Genomic DNA, 24,435 nt, shown 5'->3' with positions numbered 1-24,435 from the left:
TGTCACTGAAGGGAGTCTAAGGGCACCGGCCGGGGCCCGGACGGCGGATGAGGGGGAGCTCTCACCAAGGTTGTGTGCACATGACGTACGCCGTCGGCCTATGACCTGGTGTTCGGCAGCACCGGCTCGAGTGTCTGCCACCGCGAGATCTCGCAGCCGTTGCTCCGATCGAAGGTGGCGTCCACCTGTCGCCCCTGCCAGGTACCGGTGACCCGCGCCGTGGCCGGCCCGCCGAACTGCTGGGTGCACATCTGGTCCTCGGCCACCGGGGCGAACGGGTCCTGCTGCTCCCGCGCGAGCTCCTCGAGGCGGCTGCACGCCGACTCGGCGGAGGGGTGGGTCCCGCCGGCCGGTCCGCACTCGAGCTCGTACCTGCCGTCCGTCCGGGTGTTCCCGGTCGCGGAGACGATCACTGTCAGCCGGTCGGGCTGCTCGGGAGCGGGTCTCTCCAGCAGCGGCAGGGGCAGCGGCGGCGGCGAGAGTACGACCGCCCCGGCGGCGGGCACGGCCGCTGCCAGGGTGGCGACGGACGCGGTTGCGGTGAGGACAAGGCGGCGCAGCATGGGGCCTCCTGAAGATTCACGGGTACGGCCGGGGGCCACGACAGGCCCCGGCATGTCTAACGCTGCTCACGCCACGGCGTTGCGCAACCGCAAGCGCTTTGCCCTGCGGGCCCAGGGGCTAGTACCGTGGACGGCGATTGGTGACACGCCCCTGGACTGTGTCATCATCTGCACGCACCACTCGCGCCCGCGTGAGTGTGCTGGAGGCGTCGCCTAGTCCGGTCTATGGCGCCGCACTGCTAATGCGGTTTGGGTCTTAAAGCCCATCGAGGGTTCAAATCCCTCCGCCTCCGCCAGTTGATCACCGAAGCCCCGGCCACACGGCCGGGGCTTCGGTCGTTCCCGGGGGCCGGCTCGCACGGGCAGGGCGCCGGTCGTCCCGGGGGCCGGTCGACACGGCCGGGCTTGGGTCGCCCCAGGGCCGTGTACGTACACCCGTTCAGGTGTTTTCGCAGGTCAGACGGGGTGCGGCTAATGGATTTCGCGTCGCGGCGCAGGTCATGTAATGTTGTTCCCGCAACGCCGACCAGGCAGAAAAGCCCGGGAAGCACAAGCACTCGTAGCTTAACGGATAGAGCATCTGACTACGGATCAGAAGGTTGCAGGTTCGAATCCTGCCGAGTGCACAGCAGGCCAGAGGCCCCCGGAGATGATCCGGGGGCCTCTCGCGTTGGCGCGTACAGCAGCGAAGTACAGCAACCGTGCCCACTGCTGTCAGCCGGTTCCGCCCATCGCGTCGGACAGCTTGCCGATCGCGGCCCGTACAGCTTCTTCGCTCGCTTCGGCGTAGACCTCCATCGTCATGGCGATCTGCGAGTGCCGCAGGATGCGCTGTGCCACCTTCGGGTGGACCTTGAGGGCGACCAGGAGCGAACTGCACGTGTGCCGGGTGTTCCGGAGCGGGGTGGCCCGCAGACCGGCGCGGCGAGCCCGAAGGGCGAACATGCGGGTGAGGTTGCCCGGCTCGATCGGGGTGCCGTACTTCGTGGTGAAGATCAGTCCGTGAGTGTCCTGCCAGAGATCCCCGGCGGCCTTCCAGTCGCCGAGCTGCTGGGCGCGGCGCATCCGCAGGGCCTTGAGGCAGAGTGCCGGCAGAGGAAGGAAGTCGTCGGAGTCCTCGGTCTTGGTCTCCCGGTGGAGGATCTGACGCCCGGCGCGCTGGATCTGGTGATCGACGTACAGCTCGCCGGTTTCGAAGTCGACGGACTTCCACGTCAGGCCCAACACCTCCCCGCGGCGCAGCCCGAGGCAGAGCACGAGCACCCAGGCCGCGAAGAGGTGGTCATCACGGGCAGCGGCGTCGGTAAGGAACTGGCCCGCCTCGGCGACCGACCAGGGCTTGACCCGGCGGCGGCGAGGCTTGGGCACCTTTACCAGGGAGGCGACGTTCTTGCTGATCTCTTCCTCGGCGATCGCATGGGTGAGCGCGGCCCGCAGCGCATCGCGGGAACCCTGGATCACTCGCCGGGATGGGTGTGACTCGCAGCAGTCCCCGACCGCGCAGCACTTGCGGCGGTTGGGCTCCCGCTTCGCGTCCTTGCCCTGGGCGCAGCACTGGCAGACGGTCGCCAGTTTGGTCAGCCACTCGCGCACGTCCCGGACGGTCAGTTTGTCCAGCCGCTTCGCACCGAGGTACGGGCCGATGTAGAGCCGTACGTACCCCTCATACGAGACGTACGACAGCGGGGCGAGGTTGGGCTTCACGATCGAGTCCAGCCAGTAGGCGAGGAAGGAGGCGAGCGTCCGGTGCGCGGTCTGCACCGGACCCTGCTTCGCTTCGGCGTGGAGCTTGAGCCACTTGTCGTGGACCTCTTCGCGGGTCTTGCCGTAGGCGTACTTCCGGGCCCGCTTGCCGTCCGGCTTGGTGACCCAGACGTAGGCCGCATAGCCGTTCTTGTAGGGGTAGATGGAGCCCTCGCCGTTGCCGCGCTTGCCGCTCATGCCGCCCACCCTTCGGCGTCGGCGGTGACGCGCTGGACGTACTCGTCGACCCAAGTCGGGAGGATGCGACGGTTACGGCCGACCTTCACCGAGCGGATTTCCCCGGTGAGCACGAGCATCTTGGTCTTGGACAGGCCGAAGCCGAGCATGTCAGCGACCTCGGCTGTGGTGTGCCACTTGCGCTCGATCACGGTGGCGGTCATGGGGTGATTGCTCCTTCCGAGTTGTCGGTTGTGAGTGCGGCGGCGAGCCATTCCTCGGCGCGGCCGAGGCCGGTTCCGGCGAAGGTCCAGTGCGCGAGAACGAGCGTGGTCTCGTCGTCGCCCTGGTCGGCCGGAACGGCGTTGTGCTCTTCGCGGGCGACGGCGGCTTGGAGGCGGCGCCATTCGGCGCGGGCGGTGCGGAGTGCGCCGAGGGTGGTGGAGTAGCGGCGGGTTTTGGTGGAGAAGTGGCCGCGGAAGCCGAGCATGTGGGCCCAGGCGCGGAGTCGGAGATCTTCGAGGCCACAACCCGCGCCCGTGCGCCGTCGCCATCGGTTTGGGCAGTCACGACCTGGGCGTCGCCGAGGTGACCGCTGAGCTCTACAGGAACGGCATGGCGCCCCTGGTCGTCTTCACCGGAGCCACGAGCCGGACGACCCGCGAGCGGATGCCGCGGGGGGAGGCCGAGCACTACCGTGAGCGCGCCATCCAGCTGGGCGTTCCCAGCGACGCGATCCTCGTCGAGCCGCAGGCCCGGAACACCGGGGAGAACATCCGCTTCTCACGCGCGCTGCTCGAGGAGCAAGGCGTCCCGGTGTCTTCCGTATTGCTGGTGAGCAAGCCGTACGAGGAGCGTCGGGCTTACGCCACGGCGCGCAAGCTGTGGCCGGACGTCGAGTTCGTCAGTGCGTCAGCATCCATGACCTTGGCGGACTACATCGACTCGATCAGCGACGCCCGCCTCGTCGTTGACATGCTGGTTGGAGCGCTTCAGCGCCTGCTGATCTATCCCGCTCAGGGCTTCATGATCAGCCAGGAGGTTCCCCGGGACGTCCAGGATGCCTACGAGCGCTTGTGTGCCCAGGGGTTCACGAGTCGGCTCATCCCTGATGCCTCTCAGGCGGAGTGAGTAAAAACCTTCTCTACGGGTTCAAGGCGGCTCGCTCCGCTCGCCGCGCGCGGCCCCGGCTCCAGCGCCGGGCCCCGACGCTCCTGTCTCCGCCCCGCTCCGGGCCCCGGCTCCGCCGGCCGCGCGGCTGAAGCGAGCACACCTGATGCTGTGGACGGTAGCCCGCTGTGGCTGGGGCCGGTCGGCTCCACGGCTTTAGACAGCCACCATGGGGCGAGCCTCGAAGATCATGGCCCCAACGTCGTGCTTTAACGGGCAGGTCCACAGACTGCCCGACTCGCCGGAAGCTTACGGGGCCATGATCTCTCGCCCCATGGCAGCTCCCGCCCAAAGCCGCTCCGCCAACCGCGGTACTCTGTGCCGCCCCAGGGACCTACACGATCAACAGGTCCGCAGATCACAGAATGCGAGAGCGCCGTGCGGGCACTGAGAGGGCTCTTTAGAACACTCAAGAGCACCCACCACGCACCCGACGATGAGGCGTTTGCAGGAAACGCAGCCTGCGAGTGCTCGCCGAGCTGGCCAGGACTGGAGACCACGGCCAATGGCTACGTGATCCGTGCGGTGCCGTCGTCCCACTACAGCATCATGACGAACCCGGAGATCGGGACGTTCGCCGCGCGATGCACTGGGTGCCATGCCAGATACCCCGACCCGTGGGTATTGGACGACACTGAGCCGATGCCCTACGCCTGGGCGCGTGAGTCTGACGAGCCGACTTGTCAAGAGCGCCCGGATACCTGACATCAGCGCCTGACAGCAACGAGTGCGAACAACCCCGGTCCACCATGAACCCGAACGGCCGAGCTGCCGAGGAATGGCCCCGTTGTGCTCACGTCGGGCGGCCCCCGTGACTGACCTGCCAAAGATGAGGTCAGACCTTAAAGCCGGGCCAGCGTCGTCCTTACCAGATGGACGGCGCCTCGTCGGCTTGACTCGCCCATCGAGACGCCATGACCTGAGTTGCGCGTGAACAAGATATGACCGAACGTTAAGGATGTGCGTTTCCAACTCTTTGGACCTGCGCACTGCGAGGGGTACTTTCTTGACGCAGGCACCCGTCCGCTCGGGCAGCGAACCGAAAGGTGCTCATAACCCGAACCAGCGCTGTTAGCGGCGTGTTCCACATGCTGCCATACGGCACTGGAAAGTCATCCAACGGAGGCTGGCATGGCATCCAGGATTGTCAAAATTCAAGCATTCCCCCCATTCGCGGATCAGTTCATCCGGCACCACAACTTCGAAGCAGAACTGAACGTTGAGGACCCCGCAAAGTTCAATGACTTCCGCTTCGAACTCGTGAAGAAAAAGACAAACTCGCAGACGACAGTGAGGTTCAAGTCGGTGAGTCATCCGAACCGTTTCCTTCGGCATCGCGACTTCCGGCTGCTACTCGAGCAACCCGCGAGCGGCTCGGATCAACTATTTGTGAATGACTCCACGTTCATTCTCGAGACGGGATTGGCTGGCGACCCGGACGAGACCTGGGTGTCATTCCGGTCGGTCAACTTCGATGATCGCTGGATCCGGCATTCAAACTTCCATTTGTTCGTCGATCCGGTAAACGACCAGAATGCCCGTCGAGACGCCACTTTCATGATGGTGGATGTCTGAGCTGGCAAGCGCGTCTGTCGCGCTGCGTGGTGACCCAGGCGACATCCCTGGTGGCACTGGGCCGATCGACCGGACGAGCCCATGGATCTCTGCCGTTCTTCTGGGATGACCCGACGACCAGTCGCCCGTCACGTTGGTTTCGAAGTCTCGAAGGACTCGTACAGCAACGCGCCGACTGCGGTACAGCACAGAAGTACAGCAACCACAGCAACCGACCATGGACGACAGGCCCTCTCAGGGACCTCACGACGGCCTCTATGCCCCCAGGTGACCGATCTCTGTAGAGCTACGGATCAGAAGGTTGCAGGTTCGAATCCTGCCGAGTGCACAGCAGGCGGGAGGCCCCGGACGACAAGTCCGTGGCCTCTCGCGTTGGGGCATGCAGCAGCGAAGTGCGGCAACCGCGCCGACTGCTGTCGGCCGGTCCGGCTCATCGCGTCGGCCAGCCTGCCGATCGCGGCCCGTACCGCTTCCTCGCTCGTTTCGGCGCAGACGTCCGTCGTCATGACCATCTGCGAGTGCCGCGGGATGTGCCGTGCCACCTCCGAATGGACATTGAGGGCGACCGGAAGCGAACCGTGCCGGGTTTTCCGGAGCGGGGTGTGATCAGCATCAGCCAAGACGCATGGATCAGACGCCGACGCCGACGCCCGACGCTGGCGAGAGGCCGCTGCCTCGGATGAACCGAGTGCGACGGCGGATGACGGGGGAAACGCATTTGGTGTGATCAGCCCTGATGCGCTCGAGTATCCACTTCAAATCAGTAATGGTCACGGGGAGTTGACGTTGAGTAAGGCAGCACGGGGGATCACGGCCGGAGTGGTGCTGATGGCCGTACTGACGGCATGTGGTGGTTCTGACGACGGTCTGGATGCCTTCCGTGGGGACGGCGGCAAGCCCCCGGTCACGCTGACGCCGGACATGGTCCGCACCGCCCTCCCCAGCAAGGCGAGCGCCCCCAAGGGCTTCGAGGGCGACGACATCGAGGTCGAGGTCGGCGACGAGGCAGTCGAGGCGTGCACCGACTCGACCGAGTCCAACTGCGGCGGGCTGATCAGCATGGGCGCCACCGACTTCGACACGGACGACAGCGGCCGGGGCGACAGCTCCGACTTCGACGGTGAGGTCGCCTTCGGCATCCTGGCCTTCCAGAGCCCGGACGACGCCAGTGCCACGTACAAGGCCCTGGTCACCGAGGAGCGCGGCAAGGCGGAGGAGGACGGGAAGAAGGTGAAGCCGTTGGAGATCGACGCGGGCGCCGAGGAGACCGGGGCCTTCGAGGACGCGGACGGCGAGACCTTGGTCATGATGCGGATCGGCAGCGTGGTCGCCGTGGTGAACGGCGACGGCACCTTCGTTGAGAAGCCGAACTACAACGACCTCGCGAAGCTCCAGATCGACCGGCTGAAGAAGACCGCCCAGGGCATGAACCCCGACGCGTGATCCGCTGAGCCTCCAAGCTCCGGCCCGGCCGCGTATGCAGCCACAGACCCCGTGTCGGTAGCACTCGCGGGGCTGTTGCGCCGGCACGGTCGCGTGTCACCGGCTGTCGATAAGGTCGTCACCGGGCCCTGAATCGGACGGCGCGCACGCCTGTGGTTTCGAGAAGATCGCAGGTTCACATCCTGCCGAGTGCGCAGCAGGCGAGAGGCCTCCGGAGGGATCCGGAGGCCTCTCGCGTGGGCGGTGCGAAGCGGTGGTCGTCGTACAGGGGAGGCGAGAGCGACCGGCGTTCGCCCTATGGAGGTGGGTATGGGCTGGCGGTGTGCCGGGCTCGGCTGGCCGAGTGGTGCCCGGGTGTGCGTGCTGCGGTGGGAGGGCGGCCGGGTCAGTCCGCTCGTCATCGGCAAGAGCCTCGGCTTCCGGGCGGAGGGCGTCCGCCGCTGTGTCGGTGCGCGGGGGAACGCGTGCCCCATGGCCGCCGTGGTGTCCGGCCGGGCGACCCAGGCGCGGTGCCCGGACTGCGCGCGGCTGGACCGGGCGCATTCGGTCGCCGCCGACGCCGTGCCCGACGATCCCCGTACGTACCGGGTGTACCTGGCCTGGTTCGGGCCGGGCATGGTGAAGGTCGGGATCACGGCGGAGGAACGCGGCCCGGCGCGGCTGCTCGAGCAGGGGGCCGTGGTGTTCGCGTGGCTGGGGCGGGGCCCGCTGATGGCGGCGCGGCGCACGGAGGAGCTGCTGCGGGCGGCGCTGGGTGTGCCGGACCGGATCGCGTACGCGCGCAAGCGTGCCGTGCGGGCGGCGTTGCCGGGGCCGGACGAGCGGGTTGCGGAAGTGGCCGCACTGCACCGGCGGGCGCTGGCGCTGCCGGGGTGGGCGGAGTCGCTGGAGCCGATCGCGTTCGAGGCGGTGGACCACGTCGGTGTGTTCGGGCTCGACGGTCTGCCCGCCGCCGACGCGGTGGTGCGCGAACTGGTGGACGGCGGGGCGGTCGGGGGACGGCTGATCGCCGTGGCCGGGCCGGATCTGCACCTGCGGACGGTGAGGGACGGGATCGTCGTGGTCGACACCCGGCTGATGACCGGCTGGGACCTGGTCGGTGCCGGGGAGGGCGAGGCGCTGAGTGTGCCCACGGTCGGCGTGCGGGAGGACGGCGTGCAGGACGGCCTGTTCTGACGGGCGGGACGGGACTGCCACGACGTCCTCGGATCCGGGGCCCGCGGAGGCTTGCCGAAGCTCATCGGATCCCATCGGATCTCTTCGAGTCCCTTCGGTGATCGATCTGGACGCCGGCCCGACCGGGACGGAAGGTGGTTGCCATGAGCATCGAATCCGCGGAGGACGCGGCGGCTGAGGTACGGCGGTTCTGGCAGGGGCTGGGGCTGCCGGGACTCGTGGACGTGCACACGCATTTCATGCCGGAGTCTGTACTGCGGAAAGTGTGGGCCTACTTCGACGCCGTCGGTCCGATGACCGGCATGGAGTGGCCCATCACCTATCGGCACGAGGAGGAGGAACGGGTCGCGCTGCTGAGGGAGTTCGGCGTACGTGCCTTCACCTCGATGCTCTATCCGCACAAGCCCGGGATGGCGGCCTGGCTCAACGGCTGGGCGGCCGACTTCGCGGCGAGGACGCCGGACTGCGTGCACACGGCGACGTTCTTTCCCGAGGAGGGCGTGGACCGTTATGTACGGGAGGCGGTCGACGGCGGGGCGCGGATCTTCAAGTCCCATCTGCAGGTGGGGGCGTACGACCCGGGTGACCCGCTGCTGGATCCGGTCTGGGGGCTGCTCGCGGAGGCGCGGGTGCCCGTCGTGATGCACTGCGGCTCCGGTCCCGCCCCCGGTAAGCACACCGGGCCTGAGCCGGTAGGGCGGATGCTGGCGCGCCATCCCCGGCTGCGGCTGGTGGTGGCGCACATGGGTATGCCCGAGTACGGCGACTTCCTGGACCTGGCCGAGCGCTACGCGGAGGTCCGGCTGGACACGACGATGGCGTTCACGGACTTCAGCGAGGCCTTCGCGCCCTTCCCGGAGGGGGAACGGGCGCGGCTGGCGGACCTGGGGGACCGGATCGTGCTGGGTACGGACTTCCCGAACATCCCGTATCCGTATGCGCACCAGCTACGGGCGCTGGAGCGGCTCGGGCTCGGCGACGACTGGCTGCGTGCCGTCTGCCACGACAACGGCGCTCGGCTGCTTCTCGGAAGCGCGTAGAGCCCTCGCGGGGAACCGCGGGTACCGCGGGGACCGTGGCGCTCTCGGAGATCAGGGGCCGCGGAGGACCCGGCTCACGCGAAGCACGGTCCGACGGGAGCCCCGGCGCGCCGGCCGAGGCTCGGCGGCACCTGCCCACGAGAGGCCCGGGCCTACGAGGCCCGGGCCCATCGGACGCCCAGGCCTACCGGAGGCCCGGGCCCTACGCCCACCGGAATAGCGGGGAACGCCAAGGGCCTGCCGATGCCCTCCTCGACATCGGCAGGCCCTGCTGCGGCCCGGGGCTGCGACCTGTCAGAAGGTCAGGCCCCAGGAGTCGATGTAGCCGGTGTCACCGCTGTAGACGTCCGTCACCCGGAGCTTCCAGGTGCCGTTCGCCGCGACGCCGGAGGCGTCGACGGTGTAGGTGGTGATGACGTTGTCCGCGCTGTCGCTGGAGGAGGCGGCCTTCAGCTGGGCGGCGGCACCGTTCGGGGCGACGAGCTCGATGCGCAGGTCACCGCGGTAGGTGTGCTTGATGTCGACGGCGATCTCGAGGTCGGCCGGGGCGTTGCCGCTGATGCCGGTCACCGCGAGGGAGGAGGTGACCGGGGTGTTGGTGTCCGGGATGCTCACGTTGGCGGCGTTGGTGAACACGCTGCCGGCGGGCGGCTGCGGGTCGGTGCCGCCGGACGCGCCGAGCGTACGGGCCGCGTCGGCGAGGCCCGCGCCGCAGCCGCCGGAGCAGGTGCCGGGCAGCGTACGGGCGTTGGTCCTGATCGCGGACTCGATCTGGGCGGGCGTCATCGACGGGCTCGCCTGGTTCATCAGCGCCGCGAGGCCGGCGACGTGCGGGGCGGCCATGCTGGTGCCCTGGTAGGCCGTGTAGGTCTCGCTGCCGACGCTGCGGGTGCCGGTGTTGAGCGTCGACCAGATGCCGTTGGCGGAGCTGAGCGCGGTCTCGCCGCCGGGGGCGGTGACGTCGACGACGGTGCCGTAGTTGGAGTAGGACGCCCGGTTGCCCTCGCGGTCGGAGGCCGCGACGGTGATGACGTTGTTGCAGCTCGCCGGGTTGAAGTTGGCCGCGTTGGCGTTGCTGTTGCCGGCCGCCACGACGACGGTCGTGCCGCGGCTCACCGCGCCGTTGATGGCGCTCTGGGTGCCGGCGTCGCAGGCGCCGCCGCCGCCGAGGCTCATGTTGATGACGTCGGCGGGGTTCGGGTTGGCGGGGACGCCCTGCACCGAACCGCCGGACGACCAGGTGATGGCGTCGATGATGTCGGCCGTGGTGCCGCCGCACTTGCCGAGCACACGGACGGGCTGGACGGTCGCGTTGTACGCGATACCGGCGACGCCCTTGCCGTTGTGGGTGGTGGCGGCGATGGTGCCGGCGACGTGGGTGCCGTGCCAGGAGTTGTTGCTGTCGCGTGCCGGGACGGGCTGGCCGTTGGCGTCGGTGCCGCACTCGCCGCGGGCGACCCAGTCGCCGGGGTCGGCGGCGTTGCTGTCGCGGCCGCCGCCGTCGTTGGCCATGAACGTGTCGGAGACGAAGTCGTATCCGGCGATCATGTTGGCGGCGAGGTCGGAGTGGGCGACGTAGCCGGTGTCGATGACGGCGACCTTGACGCCGGAGCCGGTCGCCTTGTCCCACGCTCCGGGGACGTTCATGCCGGCGGTCGCCTCGAACAGGTCCCACTGGCGGCTGTACTCGGAGTCGTTCGGCGTCACTGCCGTGGCGTACATCCGCGTGTCCGGAACGACGTACGCGACGTCCGGGTCGGCGCGGAAGGCGGCCATGACGTCCTCGGAGTCCGTCTTGTCCAGCTCGGCGCCGAGGTCGACCAGGGCGGCTCCGGTGCCCAGGCGCCGGTCGAAGTCGAGGGACTCGCCGGCCTTGCGGCCCTTCGCCTCGGCGTCCTTGGTCGCCGCCTCGTCGGACTTCGCCTCCGCGGCCTGCGACTTGTAGCCGACGATGAGGCGCTCGACGGGCTGGGCAGCCGGGGCCGGCGAGGGCGCGGCCGGCGTGCCGGGTGTGCCCGGAGCGGGGAGGGGCGCGGCGATGGAGGTGGCGGCGCCGGCGCACAGCAGGGCGGTGGTGGTCACCGCGAGGAGGGATATGCGAAAGGGTCTGGAACCGTTCAAGGTGCTGCCTTTCAAGTTTGTTCCGGCATGCGGGAACCCGAGTGGGTGGTTCGGTTCATGACAAACCGGCCTGCGGCCGCGGCAGGGAAGCGGGGGGTTGACGTGACGGCCGGGTACACGGCGGGTTGGGGGCCCGCCGTGCGGGCACCGGCCGGCCGACGCGAGGTCAGCAGCTCCCCCGCCACAGATACGCGTCGGTCGGCCAGTGGCTGGAACCTACGGCCAGATCCCGGACACGCCTATACGGGTACCGGGCGCTACGGATACCTGATTAACCCCTGGCCGACCGGTGGTTCGCACCATTGGTCAGCGTTTGCGGCATCGGGTCCGCGGAGTTCACGGCACGCGTCTCCGCGAGGTCCTGCCGGGACTGTGTGCCGAGTTTGCGCATGGCCCTGGCGACGTGCTGCTCCACCGTGCGCGGCGAAAGATGCAAGGTCGTCGCGATCTCCCGGTTCGTCAGCCCGGTCGCCGCGAGTTCGGCGACCTCGCGCTCCCGGGGGGAGAGCTGGTCTCCGTACGAGGGCCTGCCCGGCGGCCGGACCTCCCTGGCGGGCTGATGGGAACGGAGCAGGGCGCGGGCGCGGGCGGCGTCCCATACGGCGCCGAGGTCCGAGAACTGCTGTGCGCAGGCGGTCAGTTCGGCGACGGCCTGTGTCTTGAAATCGTCGGCGTCGCGCGGCCGGGGGACGGCCGCCGCCTCGCCTGCTCCGGCAGCCCCGCCCACGTCCGTGCTCGCCTTGGCCGCTCCGTCCGGCGCCGTGCCGCCGGCCAACCCCGCCGCTCCCGCGACCAGGGCGCAGCGGGCGGCGGACTCGGTGGTCAGGGAATGGGCGTACGGCCGGGGCAGCGCCGCGTAGTCCGCCGCGGCCCGCCGGTAGAGGGGCACGGCTTCCGCCGCCCTGCCGTCGGTCTCCGCCAGCACGGCACGTGACCAGGTCAACGCCGCTGACGCCGCAGGGGAGTCCCGGCCGGTGATGCCGGCGGCGAAGTCGTCCACCATGGCCTGTGCCGCCGCCCGGTCACCCGCGCGGGCCGTGGCCTCCACGGCCCAGGGCGCCAGCTCCGCGGCCCACACCCACACGCCCTTGGCCGCCATGCCCGCCCATGCCTTCCTGGCCTCCGCGGCGGCGGCGGGCAACTCCTGGCGGGCCAGTGCGAGGCGGATCAGCGCGCCGGACGTCGCCGCGGCCAGCGGTGGAGCCGCGTGCTCGGGCGAGGGGCCGTCGGGACCGGACAGCCACGTCAGGGCGTTCCCCCACTCCCCCTGCGCCAGGGCCAGCAGCCCGCGGACCATGCGCGCGTCGGCGCAGATGACCGGCATGTCGGAGGTCGCGGTCACGAACGTCTCGCACCGCTCGGCGAGACCGGCCCACCGGCCGGTGAACCATTCCAGCAGCAGCCGGGCCCCGAGCGCCGTGTGCTGGGTGTACGGGGAGCCGCTCTTCGCGGACAGTTCGAGACCTTCGGTCAGAAGCTCCTCCGCCCGCTCGTGGTAGCCGAGCCACACCGCGGAGTCGGCCGCGTTGCACAGTCCCCGTGCCGCGTGCTGGCGGGTCCGCGGGTCCGGGTTGTCCGTGGGCAGTGCCCGTACCAGTTCCCACGCCTTCGGGTCGCCGCAACTCATGGCAAGGCCGGCCCGGTTGGCGGCCACGGCCGTGCGGACGCCTTCGTCGCCGCTGTCCGCCGCGGCCTCCGCCGCGCCTTCCAGCCATGCCCGGTGCACGTCGATGGAAGAGCCGGGCCAGTAGGGCATGGCCAGCGCCGACATCGCACGGGCGGACAGGTCGGGCCGGGCGTCACGCAGTTCGGCGGCGGCACGTTCCAGCTCACGCCAGCCCTGACCGCTCATGCCGACCTGGTTGCACAGCAGCAGCCCCAGATCGAGCCGTAGTTCGCCGCGCACGGTGGCGGGCAGGGCCTGGTCCTCGACGATCTGCCCCAGTACCTCGACGGTCTGGTCGGAGCGCAGGCCGAGGACCGCACTGCGGGCCAGCAGCGGTGCCAGCCTGGAGCGGGTCTGCGGCGGGACGGAGGGGGAGGCCAGCGTCTGTTCCAGCAGGCGGATGGCGTCCTGGTGCCGGCTCGCCTCCGCCGCCTCCCGCGCGGCGTGCTCCACCGCGCGCAGCCATCCCCGGACGCGTCCGCCGGCGTGGTGGTGGCGGGCCAGCGCCGTCCACGGGACGGGTTGTCTGCGCGCCAGTACGTCGGCCGCCCGCCCGTGCAGTTCCTGCCGTACGGGCCCCGGCAAGGACCCGTGCACGGCGACGGCCGCGAGCGGGACGGGCAGCCCGTAGCTGCCCTCCCCCGATTCCGTCAGTGCGGCGCCGGCGAGCGCGCTGAGCAGCGCCTCCCTGCCGAGGGCCGGTCCCAGCCCCGACACGGCGACGAGTTCGTCGCGGCTCACCGGCTCGCCCAGTACGGCGGCGGCCCACACGACGGGCCGGTGCTCCGGCGGCAGGGCGGCCGTCCGGCCGATACTCAGGTCGGCCAGCCGTACAGGCACGCCCGCGGCGTCCACGTCGGCGGCCGTGCACCGCTGCCGGGTGCTGTCGCGCAGCACCGCGAGCAGGTCGACGACGACCTGAGCCACTCCGCCGGAACGCTCGTGCAGCCGCGTCACCGCCTCCGCCGTGCAGCGTTCACCGAGGGCGGCCGTCGCGGCCTGCCGGACCTCCGCCTCCGTCCACGGCCGTATTCGGTGCCGCAGGACGGCCAGAGCGGACGGGTAGCGGGGCGGCGGGGCCCCAAGAGGAAGGCCGGGTGCGGCCAGTTCCTCGGGACGGTAGGCGATCACCGCGGCCAGTCCCGGCCGCGGCTGCTCCAGGAGCCGGTGGAGCCTGGCCAGTTCCTCACGGTCCGCGCGGTGCACGTCGTCCACGATCAGCAGGAGGGGCCGGTCCCCGGCCTGCTCGGTGGGCTCCGGCACGGTCCCGGCCTCGCCGGGCGTCCACCGCAGGCAGGCCGCTCCCGTGCCCTCGGCGAGTCCGGCCAGCTCTTCGGCGAGGCGGCTCTTGCCCGTACCGGCGGGGCCCTCCAGCAGCACGAGAACGGGCGCGGCGCTGTTCCCGGCGAGTGTCCGCCGCAGCCGTAGCCGCCAGAAGGATTCGTGTGCCGTGCCCACGCCGACCGCCTTCAGACTTCCGGTTCCGCTCCCTGTGCGACCCCCGGATGTTTCCGTTGACTCAGCCGCACCTTCTCAGGGAATTCACAGGTTCGGGAAAGAAGCCTCTCAGGGCAATGTCACAGCCTGATGAACATGACGACGACCTCGCCCCAGGGGCGCACCGAAATGCTCAGGCCGGACGGCAGCCCCGTGCGGGTGCTCGTCGTGGACGACGAGGCGCCGCTCAGCGAACTGCTGTCGATGGCCCTGCGCTACGAGGGCTGGGAGGTGCGCAGCGCCGGCGACGGCGCGGGTGCGGTGCGCACGGTGCGGGAGTTCCGTCCGGACGCCGTGGTGCTCGACATCATGCTGCCGGACATGGACGGGCTCGCCGTCCTCGGCCGGTTGCGGCGTGAGGTGCCGGACGTGCCCGTCCTGTTCCTGACGGCACGGGACGCCGTCGAGGACCGGATCGCGGGCCTCACGGCCGGCGGGGACGACTACGTGACCAAGCCGTTCTCGCTGGAGGAGGTCGTGGCACGGCTGCGCGGCCTGATCCGGCGGTCCGGCACGGCGGCGGTGCGCAGCGAGTCGCTGCTCGCGGTGGGGGACCTGACGCTCGACGAGGACAGCCACGAGGTGACCCGCGGCGGGCAGTCGATCCACCTGACCGCGACGGAGTTCGAGCTGCTGCGCTATCTGATGCGCAATCCGCGCCGTGTGCTGAGCAAGGCGCAGATCCTGGACCGGGTGTGGAGCTACGACTTCGGGGGACAGGCCAACGTCGTCGAGCTCTACATCTCCTATCTGCGGCGGAAGATCGACGCGGGCCGCCCGCCGATGATCCACACACGGCGCGGCGCGGGATATCTGATCAAGCCCGGTGAGTGAGGTGACACCGCGGCGGCCGTGGTCGCTGCGGGCACGGCTGGTGGTCACGGTGGACGGCGTCAGCTTCTACGACCTGACCAAATAGCGCTGTACAGCGTATGAGAAACCCTTGTACGGTGTACGGGTATCTTCCCGTACACCGTACAAGGAGCTTGAATGACGGCAACGACGACCGAGACCCGTAAGGCGGCCCCATCCGGAGGCCACCCGCAGCGCTGGCTGATCCTCGGCGTCATCTGTCTCGCCCAGCTCACCGTGCTGCTCGACAACACCGTCCTGTCCGTGGCGATCCCGTCCCTCACGAGGGAGCTCCACGCCTCGACGGCCGACATCCAGTGGATGATCAACGCCTATTCGCTGGTCCAGTCGGGCCTGCTGCTCACCGCGGGCAACGCGGCGGACCGGTACGGCCGCAGGAAGATGCTCGTCTCGGGCCTGGCCCTGTTCGGCATCGGCTCGCTCGCCGCCGGACTCGCCCAGACCTCCGGCCAGTTGATCGCGGCTCGCGCCGGCATGGGCGTGGGCGGGGCGCTGCTGATGACCACGACCCTCGCCGTCGTCGTGCAGGTCTTCGACGACAAGGAGCGGGTGAAGGCCATCGCTCTTTGGTCGACCGTCAGCTCTCTCGGCTTCGCGGCCGGACCGCTGATCGGCGGCGTGATGCTCGAGCACTTCTGGTGGGGCGCGATCTTCCTGATCAACATTCCCGTTGCCGTGATCGGCCTGGCGGCGGTGCTCGTGATGGTCCCGGAGTCCAAGAACCCGCAGGGCGACCGGCCCGATCTGCTCGGCGCGGTGCTGTCCACGATCGGTATGACGGCCGTCGTGTACGCGATCATCTCGGGCCCGGACCACGGCTGGACCTCCACCCAGGTCCTGGCGTCGGCCGCCCTCGGCGCGCTCTTCCTCGGTGCCTTCGTGGTCTGGGAGCTGCGGATCCCGTACCCGATGCTCGACATGCACTTCTTCCGCAACCAGCGCTTCATCGGCGCGGTCGCCGGCGCGATCCTGGTGGCGTTCGGCATGACCGGCTCGCTCTTCCTGCTTACCCAGCACCTCCAGTTCGTGCTCGGGTACGGAGCCCTGGACGCCGGTCTTCGTACGGCGCCGCTGGCGCTCACGGTCGTCGCGCTCAACCTGACGGGCATCGGGGCCCGGCTGCTGCGGATCTTCGGGACTCCGGTCACCATCGCCGTCGGCATGGCCCTGGTCTCCGGCGGCCTCGCCGCCATCGCGGTCCTCGGCGCCGACGGCTACAGCGGGATGCTGCTCGGCCTGGTCGTCATGGGCGCCGGAGTGGCCCTGTCCATGCCCGCGATGGCCAACGCGATCATGAGCGCCATACCGCCGGAGAAGGCGGGCGTGGGCGCGGGCATCAACGGCACCCTCGCCGAGTTCGGCAACGGCCTCGGCGTCGCCGTCCTGGGCGCCGTACTCAACTCCCGCTTCGTCGCTCTGGTGCCCGCGGCCGTCGGGGCGACCTCGCTGCCCGCCGCACTGGCGGCGGCGGACGGCGCCGGCGAGCGCGCTTCGATCTCGGAGGCGTTCGCCTCGGGGCTGGAGACGAGCCAGTTGGTGGGCGCGGTGGCGGTAATGGCCGGCGGTCTGCTGGCCGCGCTGCTGCTGCGGCGGGCGGAGCGGGCGGACGCTCCCGCGGCTGCGGCCTGACACCGCCGGGCGCCCACGGTGCTGTGCCGCACAGGGCACAGCACCGTGGCACAGCTCAGCGGCATAGCATCGGAGGCGGGCGGACCGGAGGCTTCCGGCACCGCCCGTCCGGCCGGGAAGAACCGAGAGGGTGTGCGATGGCGAGTACCACCGACCGCACGAAGAGCCCCATGCGGACCAGTGTCTGGCTGGAGGGCAAGGCCGACCGCGGGCGCAGGTCGGCACAGCCGGCCGGACTGGACCGCGACAAGATCATCGACGCCACGGTCCGGCTCCTGGACGCCGAGGGCGCGGCCCGCTTCTCCATGCGCAAGCTGGCCGCCGAACTGAACGTCACCGCGATGTCGGTCTACTGGTACGTCGACACCAAGGACGACCTGCTGGAGCTGGCCCTCGACGCGGTCTTCGGAACCGTGTCGCTGCCGGACACGGACGAGGACCCGAACGACTGGCGCGAGCAGCTCCGTGCCCTCGCCGCCGGGTACCGGGCACTGCTGGTCCGGCACCCGTGGGTGTCGCCGCTGATCGGGACGTACCTGAACATCGGTCCGCACTCGATGGCCTTCTCGCGGGCGGCCCAGCAGATCGTCCGCAACACCGGCCTGCCGCCCCACGGGCAGATGGGGGGCATCTCCGCGGTCTTCCAGTTCGTCTACGGATTCGGCACCATCGAGGGCCACTTCACCGAGCGCTGCGCGGCGGCAGGGCTCAGCCAGGACGAGTACTTCCGCCAGGCCATGGGGACGATCCGCGAACGGCCGGAGTACCGCGAGAAGTTCGCGCATGCCGACGAGCTGATGGAGGCGCGCGGCGGCGACACTGTGGAGGAGATGCGGGAGCGGGACTTCGGGTTCGCGCTCGATCTCCTCATCGCGGGTATCGAGGCGATGGTGGAGCGGTCGAAGGCGTAGCCCGCCGTTCCCGGACCCGTAAGGGCCGGCGGGCTCTCGTCGCGCCGGCCCCGGTCCTCGGCGACCGGCCGGGCCCCGGCGGTCCGGTCAGTCCTCGCCGAGCCGCGCCGGGAAGCCGCCCGTGGCGATGGGGCCCCACCGCTCCGGTGTGACACGGATGATCGACTTGCCCTGCTTCCGCATCGCCTCGCGGTACTCGTCCCAGTCCGGGTGCTCACCGGAGATGTTGCGGAAGTACTCGACGAGCGGCTCCACCGACGCGGGGGAGTCGATCACCTCCGCGGTGCCGTCGACCTGCACCCACGGCCCGTTCCAGTCGTCCGACAGGATGATCAGACTGACACGCGCGTCCCGCTTGGCGTTGCGCGTCTTCGCCCGCTCCGGATAGGTCGAGACGACGATCCGTCCCGAGTCGTCCACACCGCAGATGAGCGGCGAGCCCTGTGGAGAGCCGTCCGCACGGCGCGTCAGCAGGATCGCCCGGTGCCGCGGCCGTACGAATTCCAGCAACTGCTCGCGTTCCACCCTGGTGTTGGTGGCGATCTGTCGTGCCATGGCCGGCACCTTACGGGAGTTCGCCGCCCTGGACGGCCTGGATGTCCAGCTCCACCTTCAGAGTCGTCCCGATGGCGGAGATGCCCGTCTGCACCATCTGGTTGTAGTGCATGGCGAAGTCGTCGCGGTGCAGTTCCGCCGTGGCGCGGAAGGCGGCGCGCACCCCGCCCCACGGGTCGGGACCGGTGCCCAGGTAGCCGAGGTCGAGGTCGACCTCGCGGACGACACCGTGCAGCGACAGCTCGCCCCGCACCGTCCAGCGGTCGGGCCCGGCCGCAGCCAGGGCGGTGGACCTGTACGTGATCTCGGGGAAGCGCTCGGTGTCCAGGAAGTCCGGCGACCGCAGGTGCTTGTCCCGCAGCCCGTTGCCCGTGTCGATGGACGCGGCCGAGATCACCGCGTCGACCCGGGAACGCTCCACGTCCTCCGCGATCTCGATCCGTCCGCCGAACTCGGTGAAGCGGCCGCGCACGCTGGAGATCCCGAGGTGCTGCGCCGTGGCTGCCACCGACGAGTGCGCCGGGTCGAGCGACCAGGTGCCCGGCGGAGGAAGCTCCGCGCCGCCCTGCCGGGACAGCACCACTGTGCCCGCGTCCACCCGTCCGCTCGCCGTGACCAGCGCGGTCGACGCCACCGGCGCGTACCCGAGAGCCGTCACGATCACCGTGTACGGCCCGGCCGGCAGGTCGGTCGTGTCGCTCACCGTGCCGTCCGCGCCGGCCTGTGCCCGCAGCACCTGGGTGCCGGTCATGTCCGTCACGGTGACGACCGCGTGCTGGACGGCCCAGCCGTCGCGGGTCCGTACCTGTGCGCGAAGTCCCATACCCATCGATCCCGTTTCTGTGTCCGGCCCTCACGGCCGTGGAGAAGTGTTCGGGCCCCGGGCGGGGCGACCGGCCGTCCCCTGCCTGCCGCCCCGTCTCCGGGGCCCGTCTCCGCCGGGCGGGCGGCTCGTCTCCGCCGAGAACGAGGCGCCCGGGCCCGGGGGTCCTTTACTCGCCCGGGTGGGCGAGTGCGATGTCGTGACCGTCGACGCCGCGACCGGTCACGGTCAACTGGCCCGCCACCGGCGGGTATCCGGTCGCGATGACCGAGTACTCGCCCGCGTCCAGGTCCGCGAAGGCGTACGCCCCGTCGTCGCCGGTGGTCGCCGTGGCCACCACGTTCCCGGCGGCGTCCACGAGGGTCACCCGGGCGTCGGTCAGCGGCAGGCCCGCGGCCCCGCGGACCACGCCCCGCACGACCGCGCCGGCCCGGAGCGCCGCCTCGATCCGGGTCACGCCCTGACCGCCGATCTCCACGGGCAGCGCGAGCGGCCGGTAGCCGGGCGCGTTCACCGCGACGGTCACCGAGCCGGGCACGAGCTCGGCGAAGGCGAACTCGCCCTGCTCCGTGCTCGTCCCGGTGGCGAGCACATCGCCGCGCACATCTGTGACGACGACCATGGCTCCTTCGACGGGGCCGCCGCCGTCGGCCGCCCGCACCACTCCGCCGAGGCCGCTGGTCCCGGCGAGCAGGATGTCGAACACCAGCGGCTCACCCGTGACGTTCACCGTGGAGGCCTGCGGCTGGAAGCCGTCGGCCGAGGCGATCAGCACATACGATCCGGCGCCCGGCGCGTCCAGCGTGTAGCTGCCGTCCCCCTGGGCGACGGAGCGGCCGAGCTGCCGGCCGGCCGGCGAGATCAGCGTGACGGCTGCCCGGGGCACCGCGGCGCCCTCGGAACCGCGCACCACTCCGCCGACCGCGACACCGGAGGTGACTGGCTCGGTCGCGACGGCCTGCGCCGGGGCGGGGGCCGTGGCGACGGCGAGCGCCTCCGGTGCCTCGGAGGTGGTGACGGTGTCCTTCGCCTGCTTCGCCTCCGCGTCCGACGAGCTGCTCTTCAGAGCGACCTCCTTGATGAAGAGGGTCACCAGGAAGGCGACGAGCGCGAAGGGGGCGGAGTACAGGAAGATGTCGGCGACCCCGTGCCCGTACGCCGTCTCCATGACGGTGCGGATGGGGACCGGCAGCTTGTCCAGGTCGGGAATGCCGCCGCCACCCGTACCGCCGTGACCCAGCGCCTCGCCCTGCGGGCCGAGCTCGGCGAGCCCGTCCTTGACGTAGTGGGTGACCCGGGTGGCCATCACCGCGCCGAGCGCGGAGACGCCGATCGCGCCGCCGAGGGACCGGAAGAAGGTGACGACCGAGCTGGCCGCGCCGAGGTCCGACGGGTCGACCTGGTTTTGGGTGCAGAGCACCAGGTTCTGCATCATCATGCCGAGTCCGAGGCCCATCAGGACCATGAAGACCGCGATGTGCCAGTACTCGGTGTCGTAGCGGATGGTGCCCAGCAGACCGAGGCCCGCCGTCACCAGGGCGCCGCCCGCGACCAGCCAGGCCTTCCAGCGGCCGGTCTTGGTGATGATCTGGCCGGAGACCGTCGACGAGACGAAGAGTCCGCCGATCATAGGGATCGTCAGCACACCGGACATGGTCGGCGACTCGTCGCGCGCCAGCTGGAAGTACTGGCTGAAGAACACCGTGCCGGCGAACATGGCGACGCCGACGAAGAGCGAGGCCAGCGAGGCCAGCGTGATCGTGCGGTTGCGGAACAGCCGCAGCGGGATGATCGGTTCGCTCGCCTTCGACTCCACCAGGAGGAAGAGCGCGCCGAGCACCACGGAACCGCCGACCATCGCGCCGGACTGCCACGAGATCCAGTCGTACTTGTCACCGGCGAAGGTCACCCACACCAGCAGCAGCGAGACGGCGGCGCTGATGAAGAACGCGCCCGACCAGTCGACCTTCACCTGCCGCTTGACCACGGGGAGCTTGAGGGTCTTCTGCAGGACGAACAGGGCGATCAGCGCGAACGGCACGCCGACGTAGAAGCACCAGCGCCAGCCAAGCCACTCGGTGTCGGTGATGACGCCGCCGAGCAGCGGGCCGCCGACGGTCGCGACCGCGAAGACGGCACCGATGTATCCGCTGTAGCGGCCCCGCTCGCGGGGGGCGATCATCGCGGCCATGACGATCTGCGCGAGGGCGGACAGACCGCCGACGCCGATGCCCTGGATCACACGGCAGGCGATCAGCATGCCGGAGTTCTGCGAGAGTCCGGCGACGACCGAACCCAGGACGTAGATGAGCAGCGATATCTGGACCAGCAGCTTCTTGGAGAAGAGGTCCGAGAGCTTGCCCCACAGCGGGGTGGTCGCGGTCATCGCCAGCAGCGAGGCGGTGACGACCCAGGTGTAGGCGCTCTGGCCTCCGCCGAGGTCGGTGATGATCTCCGGTAGGGCGTTGGAGACGATCGTCGACGACAGGATGGCGACGAACATGCCGAGCAACAGCCCGGACAGCGCCTCCATGATCTGCCGGTGCGTCATCGGCGCCCCGCCGTCGGAGGCGGATCCACCGCCGTGCTTGGCGTGGCCGCCCCGCACACCGTTCGGTGTGGTCGTAGCCATGAACTTCCTTCTCTTCATACGGGTGTACGGGTGGCGTGGGCCCGGCAGTCCCCGACGGATTCGCGGAGGCGGGCCAGCATCGCGTTCAGCTGTCCGACTTCTTCGTCGGACCAGTCCTCGAGGTAGTGGGCGAACATGTCCGTGGTCCGGTGGCCGAGGTCGTCGAGCAGGTCCCTGCCCGCCGGCGTGAGCCGCAGGATGCGGGACCGCCGGTCCTCGGGATCGGGCGATCGCTCCAGCCAGCCGCGCTCAACCACATGGGCCACGTGCCGGCTGGTGACGGACATGTCGACGCCCATCAACTCGGCGAGGCGGCCCATCCGCATCTCGCCGTGCCGGCCGAGCAGTGACAGCACCGCGGCGGACCCGGAAGGGCACTCGGCGGGCAGTATCCGCGAGAGGACCCGTTTCACGGCCCCGACTGCGCTTATCTGCCGGGCCAGCTCCTCGTACTGACTCCGCTCGGCCAAGGCCCCTCCCACTTTTCGTTGCTTAGGGCAACAATAGAAGCCGTTGGTTGCTACAGGCAAATGAAAACGGGCCTGACCGGGTAAAGGAACCCAAAAGGCTTTGCATATGCGGAGTCATGGGCAGGCAATCTCCTTCTCGGAGCCCACCGGCCGCCCGCCCGGGGTTGGGGCCGCGGACGCCGTTCGCTAGGGTCCTGCCCCATGGCACACAACCCCCATGCTCCCCAAGGCCAGGGCCCCGAGGGCAACTACGACCCCGCGGGCAGCACTCAGATGTTCCGCGCCTTCGTGGACGAAGGTGCCCCGCAGGGCCGCGCGGCGGCGACGCCCGCGGCGACGTCCTCCTCGCGCGTCGGCCTCATCGTCGGCGTCGTCGCGGCGGTCGTCATCCTCGGCGCGGTCGCCTGGCTGGCCCTCGGCTAGAACCTGTCGGCCGGAACCCGTCCGGGCCGGAACCAGAACCTGTCCGGGCCGGACGGGTTCCGGATCGGGCGGGCCCGGTCACTTCCATGTCGCGGTGACGTCCTGGGTCTCGATGTGCATGCCCAGGGGCACCCGCCAGGCGTCCACGCAGACGGTGTACGCCTGCTTCCGCACGGCTCCGGGCGCGATCGGCGCGGGCAGCGGCCCGCTGGACTCGCGCGTGCCCCAGTCGACACCGAGCGCGCCGATGATGTGGGTGGCGAAGGTGACGGTCCCGGACACGGCGGCGGTGCCGCCGGTGTTGCGGAACTCCACGGTGACCTTCTCGCACCAGCGCCGGTCGAGGGCCTCGCGGACGGGCTCGCCGAGCTGAAGCACGGCCGGGCCTGTGGGGTCCGGCGCCGGATCGGACGGGCCAGGCGCCGGCGCTGACGGTGTCCGGGTGGGTGAGGCGCCGGGCGTGCCGCCGGAGCCCGGGGTCTGCCGCGGTCCACCGCTTCCGGAAGGGCCGGCGCCGCTCCTACCGCTCGCGGATGTGCCGCCAGGGCCGCTCGGCGCCTGATCACTGCCGCCCTCCGGGCCTGCGGCCGGCCCGCCGGTACCCTTTCGGGGTGCCTTCCCGGCCGCGCCCGTGGTCGCGTCGCCGGCGGGCTCTTCGCTCCCGTCCAGCGGGGCGAGCGAGACCTTGCCCTTCGGCGGCACGGCAGCGGTGGGCGCACGGTCCGGTCCTGAGCCGGCGGCGCCGAGGGCAACCTCCCCCTCGCCGCTGCTGCCGCACGCGGTCAGCGCTCCGCCGAGGCAGAGCGCCAACGCCACGATCCCTGAACCGGTTCGCCGTCGCATCGCGCCAGTGTGACTGACGGCCCGTCAGGAAGGAAGCTTCCGGAAAACCTCTTCGAGACGGGCCCCGAGCGGACGGAGCCCGGCTCGTCAGTCGGCGATCAGCCCTTCCCGCAGCTGTGCCAGCGTGCGGGTCAGCAGACGCGAGACGTGCATCTGTGAGATGCCGACCTCCTCGCCGATCTGCGACTGGGTCATGTTGGCGAAGAAGCGCAGCATGATGATCTGCCGCTCCCGGGGCGGCAGTTTGGCCAGCAGCGGCTTGAGGGACTCGCGGTACTCGACACCTTCCAGCGCCGAGTCCTCGTAGCCGAGGCGGTCCGCGAGCGAGCCTTCGCCGCCGTCGTCCTCGGGCGAGGGCGAGTCGAGCGAAGAGGCCGTATAGGCGTTGCCCACGGCGAGGCCGTCGACGACGTCCTCCTCCGACACACCCAGTACCGCGGCCAGTTCGGGAACGGTCGGGGAGCGGTCCAGCTTCTGGGCGAGCTCGTCGCTCGCCTTGGTGAGTGCGAGGCGCAGCTCCTGGAGCCGGCGAGGGACCCGCACGGACCACGAGGTGTCACGGAAGAAGCGCTTGATCTCGCCCACGACCGTCGGCATCGCGAAGGTGGGGAATTCCACGCCCCGCTCGCAGTCGAAGCGGTCGATCGCCTTGATCAGGCCGATCGTGCCGACCTGGACGATGTCCTCCATCGGTTCGTTGCGGCTGCGGAACCGCGCCGCTGCGTACCGCACGAGCGGGAGGTTGAGCTCGATGAGGGTGTCGCGCACGTAGGTGCGCTCCGGGCTGTCGTCGGCCGCGCCCTCGCTGTCCAGGGTGCGAAGCCGCAGGAACAGGGAACGGGAGAGAGTGCGGGTGTCGATGGCTTCCGAGCTGCTGGGCACGACGGGTGCGGGCGCGCTTGGAGCGCGAGTGAGCACCTTCGAGCTGCCCTGTTCTACGGACATGCCACCCCCTTGAGGTCGCGGACGGTCGCGGTGGCCGCGACCGTCTGAGGAACGCAGCCTCCACCTGAATACCGGCGGCGAGGCTGCGGCAAACGCGGTTCCAGCAGAATGTCACATGTCGGCAACACGCTGTAGTGACATGTCGACAAGTATCGCGCGA

The 24,435-nt window shown here is 70.3% G+C and carries 20 protein-coding genes, 2 tRNA genes and 1 pseudogene; 11 read left to right on the top strand and 12 right to left on the bottom strand.

Translation table 11 applies throughout. The features are described 5' to 3' along the window. Positions 1-98 precede the first annotated feature (98 nt). Positions 99-563, bottom strand: a complete 465-nt coding sequence (locus ACTMTU_RS10725; RefSeq protein WP_441263250.1) for an SSI family serine proteinase inhibitor — start codon at positions 561-563, stop codon at positions 99-101. A 202-nt stretch (positions 564-765) separates the two neighbouring features. On the opposite strand from ACTMTU_RS10725, the gene ACTMTU_RS10720 reads away from it, so the two are divergent. Then, positions 766-859 (top strand) — tRNA-Ser (locus tag ACTMTU_RS10720). A gap of 257 nt (positions 860-1,116) precedes the next feature. After that, positions 1,117-1,189, top strand: a tRNA-Arg gene (locus ACTMTU_RS10715). An 88-nt stretch (positions 1,190-1,277) separates the two neighbouring features. Here the strand turns inward: ACTMTU_RS10715 and ACTMTU_RS10710 are convergent. From ACTMTU_RS10710 to ACTMTU_RS10700, 3 genes and pseudogenes are all read right to left on the bottom strand, one after another. Then, positions 1,278-2,513: a site-specific integrase gene (locus ACTMTU_RS10710; protein WP_441263249.1), complete on the bottom strand. Its 1,236-nt coding sequence runs from the start codon at positions 2,511-2,513 to the stop codon at positions 1,278-1,280. Further along, positions 2,501-2,707 carry an excisionase family DNA-binding protein gene (locus ACTMTU_RS10705; RefSeq protein WP_441263248.1) on the bottom strand — a complete coding sequence of 69 codons (207 nt, stop codon included), beginning with the start codon at positions 2,705-2,707 and terminating at the stop codon, positions 2,501-2,503. Before ACTMTU_RS10705 ends, ACTMTU_RS10710 begins: the two co-directional genes overlap by 13 nt. Then, positions 2,704-3,021, bottom strand: a pseudogene (locus ACTMTU_RS10700) (replication initiator); the annotation flags it as partial. The gene ACTMTU_RS10705 and the pseudogene ACTMTU_RS10700, both read right to left, overlap by 4 nt. 20 nt (positions 3,022-3,041) lie before the next feature. On the opposite strand from ACTMTU_RS10700, the gene ACTMTU_RS10695 reads away from it, so the two are divergent. The 5 genes from ACTMTU_RS10695 (at position 3,042) to ACTMTU_RS10675 (ending at position 8,887) form a co-directional block, all read left to right on the top strand. Beyond that, complete coding sequence (locus ACTMTU_RS10695) at positions 3,042-3,614, top strand: YdcF family protein (protein ID WP_441263247.1); 573 nt, start codon at positions 3,042-3,044, stop codon at positions 3,612-3,614. 1,170 nt (positions 3,615-4,784) lie between these two features. Continuing rightward, positions 4,785-5,228: an AbfB domain-containing protein gene (locus ACTMTU_RS10690; protein ID WP_441263246.1), complete on the top strand. Its 444-nt coding sequence runs from the start codon at positions 4,785-4,787 to the stop codon at positions 5,226-5,228. 786 nt (positions 5,229-6,014) lie between these two features. Continuing rightward, a complete protein-coding gene (locus ACTMTU_RS10685) occupies positions 6,015-6,671 on the top strand; it encodes a hypothetical protein (protein ID WP_441263245.1) in 657 nt (218 codons plus the stop codon). A gap of 309 nt (positions 6,672-6,980) precedes the next feature. Further along, entirely contained in the window at positions 6,981-7,847 is an 867-nt protein-coding gene (locus ACTMTU_RS10680; RefSeq protein ID WP_441263244.1) for a DUF2797 domain-containing protein, read from the top strand. Positions 7,848-7,990: 143 nt separating this feature from the next. Further along, positions 7,991-8,887: an amidohydrolase family protein gene (locus ACTMTU_RS10675; protein ID WP_441263243.1), complete on the top strand. Its 897-nt coding sequence runs from the start codon at positions 7,991-7,993 to the stop codon at positions 8,885-8,887. 294 nt (positions 8,888-9,181) lie between these two features. Here the strand turns inward: ACTMTU_RS10675 and ACTMTU_RS10670 are convergent, their stop codons facing one another. Continuing rightward, positions 9,182-10,969: a S8 family serine peptidase gene (locus ACTMTU_RS10670; RefSeq protein WP_441263242.1), complete on the bottom strand. Its 1,788-nt coding sequence runs from the start codon at positions 10,967-10,969 to the stop codon at positions 9,182-9,184. Between the two features lie 310 nt (positions 10,970-11,279). After that, positions 11,280-14,132: a LuxR C-terminal-related transcriptional regulator gene (locus tag ACTMTU_RS10665; protein WP_441263241.1), complete on the bottom strand. Its 2,853-nt coding sequence runs from the start codon at positions 14,130-14,132 to the stop codon at positions 11,280-11,282. 135 nt (positions 14,133-14,267) lie between these two features. On the opposite strand from ACTMTU_RS10665, the gene ACTMTU_RS10660 reads away from it, so the two are divergent. The 3 genes from ACTMTU_RS10660 to ACTMTU_RS10650 all read left to right on the top strand — a co-directional run bounded on the left by ACTMTU_RS10660 (position 14,268) and on the right by ACTMTU_RS10650 (position 17,584). Further along, entirely contained in the window at positions 14,268-15,005 is a 738-nt protein-coding gene (locus tag ACTMTU_RS10660) for a response regulator transcription factor (RefSeq protein WP_441263240.1), read from the top strand. A 156-nt stretch (positions 15,006-15,161) separates the two neighbouring features. After that, positions 15,162-16,673 carry an MFS transporter gene (locus ACTMTU_RS10655; protein ID WP_441263239.1) on the top strand — a complete coding sequence of 504 codons (1,512 nt, stop codon included), beginning with the start codon at positions 15,162-15,164 and terminating at the stop codon, positions 16,671-16,673. Between the two features lie 137 nt (positions 16,674-16,810). Then, positions 16,811-17,584 carry a TetR/AcrR family transcriptional regulator gene (locus ACTMTU_RS10650; RefSeq protein ID WP_441263238.1) on the top strand — a complete coding sequence of 258 codons (774 nt, stop codon included), beginning with the start codon at positions 16,811-16,813 and terminating at the stop codon, positions 17,582-17,584. Between the two features lie 87 nt (positions 17,585-17,671). Here ACTMTU_RS10650 and ACTMTU_RS10645 read toward each other — a convergent pair whose 3' ends face one another. From ACTMTU_RS10645 to ACTMTU_RS10630, 4 genes are all read right to left on the bottom strand, one after another. After that, a complete protein-coding gene (locus tag ACTMTU_RS10645; RefSeq protein WP_441263237.1) occupies positions 17,672-18,139 on the bottom strand; it encodes a PPOX class F420-dependent oxidoreductase in 468 nt (155 codons plus the stop codon). Between the two features lie 10 nt (positions 18,140-18,149). Further along, positions 18,150-18,962 (bottom strand): YceI family protein, encoded by an 813-nt coding sequence (locus ACTMTU_RS10640; RefSeq protein WP_441263236.1) that lies wholly within the window; start codon positions 18,960-18,962, stop codon positions 18,150-18,152. A 169-nt stretch (positions 18,963-19,131) separates the two neighbouring features. Next, on the bottom strand, positions 19,132-21,594 hold the full coding sequence (locus ACTMTU_RS10635) for an MFS transporter (protein WP_441263235.1): 2,463 nt from the start codon (positions 21,592-21,594) through the stop codon (positions 19,132-19,134). A 14-nt stretch (positions 21,595-21,608) separates the two neighbouring features. After that, entirely contained in the window at positions 21,609-22,064 is a 456-nt protein-coding gene (locus tag ACTMTU_RS10630) for a MarR family winged helix-turn-helix transcriptional regulator (protein ID WP_441263234.1), read from the bottom strand. Between the two features lie 201 nt (positions 22,065-22,265). Between ACTMTU_RS10630 and ACTMTU_RS10625 the strand changes: the two genes are divergently transcribed. Further along, a complete protein-coding gene (locus ACTMTU_RS10625) occupies positions 22,266-22,487 on the top strand; it encodes a hypothetical protein (RefSeq protein WP_441263233.1) in 222 nt (73 codons plus the stop codon). Between the two features lie 78 nt (positions 22,488-22,565). On the opposite strand, the gene ACTMTU_RS10620 is transcribed toward ACTMTU_RS10625, so the two are convergent. Next, positions 22,566-22,865 (bottom strand): hypothetical protein, encoded by a 300-nt coding sequence (locus ACTMTU_RS10620; RefSeq protein WP_441263232.1) that lies wholly within the window; start codon positions 22,863-22,865, stop codon positions 22,566-22,568. 552 nt (positions 22,866-23,417) lie between these two features. Next, positions 23,418-24,275 carry an RNA polymerase sigma factor SigF gene (locus tag ACTMTU_RS10615; RefSeq protein WP_441263231.1) on the bottom strand — a complete coding sequence of 286 codons (858 nt, stop codon included), beginning with the start codon at positions 24,273-24,275 and terminating at the stop codon, positions 23,418-23,420. Positions 24,276-24,435: the final 160 nt, after the last annotated feature.

This window comes from Streptomyces sp. OZ13, assembly GCF_052068155.1.
Classification (GTDB): Bacteria; Actinomycetota; Actinomycetes; order Streptomycetales; family Streptomycetaceae; genus Streptomyces.
The sequence above is the reverse complement of the archived record's forward strand: the minus strand, read 5'-3'. Positions and strand labels throughout refer to the sequence as shown.